Here is a 2,167-nt window from a genome sequence, read left to right on the forward strand (position 1 = left end):
CCCCCCTGAAGCACCCCCCCCCCGCCCCATCACAAATAACGGAAGGCACATCCCTTTCCCCCTGTCGCGGCGTTAGTGCCTGCAACGCGGCGCATCCCGCGCTGTCGGGACAATAAAGAAAGAACATCGTTCATGTCTCTTGTTGGGAAAGTGGCCGTCGTGACGGGTGCGGCACAGGGCATCGGGCGCGGCATTGCGTTGCGTCTGGCGCGTGATGGCGCGGACGTGGCGCTGGTGGATATGAACATGGACCGCCTGGCGCAGGTGCGCGCGGACATCATGGCGCTGGGGCGCAGGGCGGTTGCCATCAGCGCGGACATCAGCATGCGTGACGAGGTCTTTGCCACCATTGCACGGACGATGGAGGAACTGGGCGGTGTTGACATCATGGTCAACAATGCAGGCGTGGCGCAGGTCAAGCCGTTGCTGCATGTGACACCCGACGACATGGGGCGGATTTTCCGCATCAATGTGGACGGCACGTTGTGGGGGATTCAGGCCGCAGCGGAGGCATTCAGGAAACAGGCATGCAAGGGCAAGATCATCAATGCCTGTTCCATTGCGGGGCATGATGGTTATGCGCTGCTGGGTGTCTATTCCGCGACGAAATTCGCGGTGCGGGGCCTGACGCAGGCGGCGGCAAAGGAACTGGCGACCTTTGGCATCACGGTCAACGCCTATTGCCCCGGCGTGGTGGGCACGGACATGTGGGTGGAAATCGACCGCCGCATGGCCGAGGAAACCGGCGCGGAAATCGGCGCGACATACAGGAAATATGTCGATGGCATCACGCTGGGCCGGGCGGAAACGCCCGATGACGTGGCCGGTTTCGTCGCATGGCTGGCGGGGCCGGATTCCGATTACATGACAGGACAGTCGGTGCTGATTGATGGCGGGCTGGTGTTTCGCTGACACCATGGGGCGCGCGGGTGTTCACGCCCGCGTGTCATGATGCCTGTGGCGCGCGGGGGCGCGGGTGGTGTACGCTGCCGCCCGGTTATCGTCACACCACACGGAAAACGACCATGGGAAAGCAGCCATGAAAATTGACCTTACGGGCCGGACGGCCATTGTAACCGGATCGACAGGCGGCATCGGGCTGGCCATCGCCACGGGTCTGGCGGGGTGCGGGGCGCGCGTTGTGGTCAACGGGCGCAGGCAACCGGCGGTGGACCGGGCGGTATCCATCGTGTCGGGGGCGGGCGGCGACGCGGTCGGGTTCGTGGGGGACCTTGGCACGGCAGACGGGTGCGCAGCCCTGGTCGCGGCGCATCCATCATGCGATATCCTGATAAACAACCTTGGCATTTTCGAACCCAAGGATTTCTTTGACACCCCGGACGAGGACTGGACCCGTTTTTTCGAGGTCAACGTCATGTCAGGCGTACGCCTGTCGCGCGCATACCTGCCGGGCATGCAGGAACGCGACTGGGGGCGGGTGGTGTTCATCTCGTCTGAATCCGCGCTGAACATCCCGGTGGAAATGATCCATTACGGATTCAGCAAGACCGCACAGGTGGCGGTGGCGCGTGGCCTGGCGGAACGGATGGCCGGGACGAACGTGACGGTCAATTCCGTCCTGCCGGGGCCGACCCTGTCCGAAGGGCTGGCGGAAATGTTGCGGCCAGAGCAGGAAAAAACCGGAAAGACGCTGGAGGACGTGGCCGCCGACTTTGTCATGACGCATCGTCCCTCCTCCATTATCCGTCGCGCCGCAACGGTGGAGGAAGTCGCAAACATGGTGGTGTACCTGTCCTCGCCCCAGGCTTCGGCCACCACGGGGGCATCGGTGCGCGTCGATGGCGGGGTGTTAAGCGTCATCTGAACACCCCATCCATGAGATCAAAAACAAGAAAAGTTTTTGGGTGCCGCCTTTCGATCGGCGAAGGCGGCGTCTTTCGAAGCTTTTTGGAAAAAGCTTCATCAAAAACTTTTATGATTTCATGATCTTAGCGGACTTAGCTTTTTCTGGGATCGAATCTCATGAGGTTGGGGGCAGATTGTTCGCAACCTCATGACCATAAATCGCGATTGAGAAAGCAAAACACCCTATCCAGCCTTCCCTGTGAACATCAGCGTTCCTTAAGAGACTGTTTGAAAAGTCAGGCCTGATAACATCCTGTAATTATAAAAGTTTTTGGTGAAGCTTTTTTCAAAAAGCTTCGAA

At 60.1% G+C, this 2,167-nt stretch carries 2 protein-coding genes; both read left to right on the plus strand.

Features of this window, described 5'->3' with window-relative positions:
- Positions 1-132: 132 nt before the first annotated feature.
- Entirely contained in the window at positions 133-912 is a 780-nt protein-coding gene (locus B7G66_RS14190) for an acetoin reductase (protein ID WP_003621728.1), read from the plus strand.
- 127 nt (positions 913-1,039) lie between these two features.
- Entirely contained in the window at positions 1,040-1,825 is a 786-nt protein-coding gene (locus B7G66_RS14195) for an SDR family NAD(P)-dependent oxidoreductase (RefSeq protein WP_003621725.1), read from the plus strand.
- The last annotated feature ends 342 nt before the right edge of the window (positions 1,826-2,167 follow it).

This window comes from Novacetimonas hansenii JCM 7643, from assembly GCF_000964405.1.
GTDB classification, from domain to species: Bacteria; Pseudomonadota; Alphaproteobacteria; order Acetobacterales; family Acetobacteraceae; genus Novacetimonas; species Novacetimonas hansenii.

Bases quoted from the DNA above. Each gene is read 5' to 3' on its own strand.
- B7G66_RS14190 (WP_003621728.1), top strand. From the start codon at position 133: ATGTCTCTTGTTGGGAAAGTGGCCGTCGTGACGGGTGCGGCACAGGGC.
- B7G66_RS14195 (WP_003621725.1), top strand. From the start codon at position 1,040: ATGAAAATTGACCTTACGGGCCGGACGGCCATTGTAACCGGATCGACA.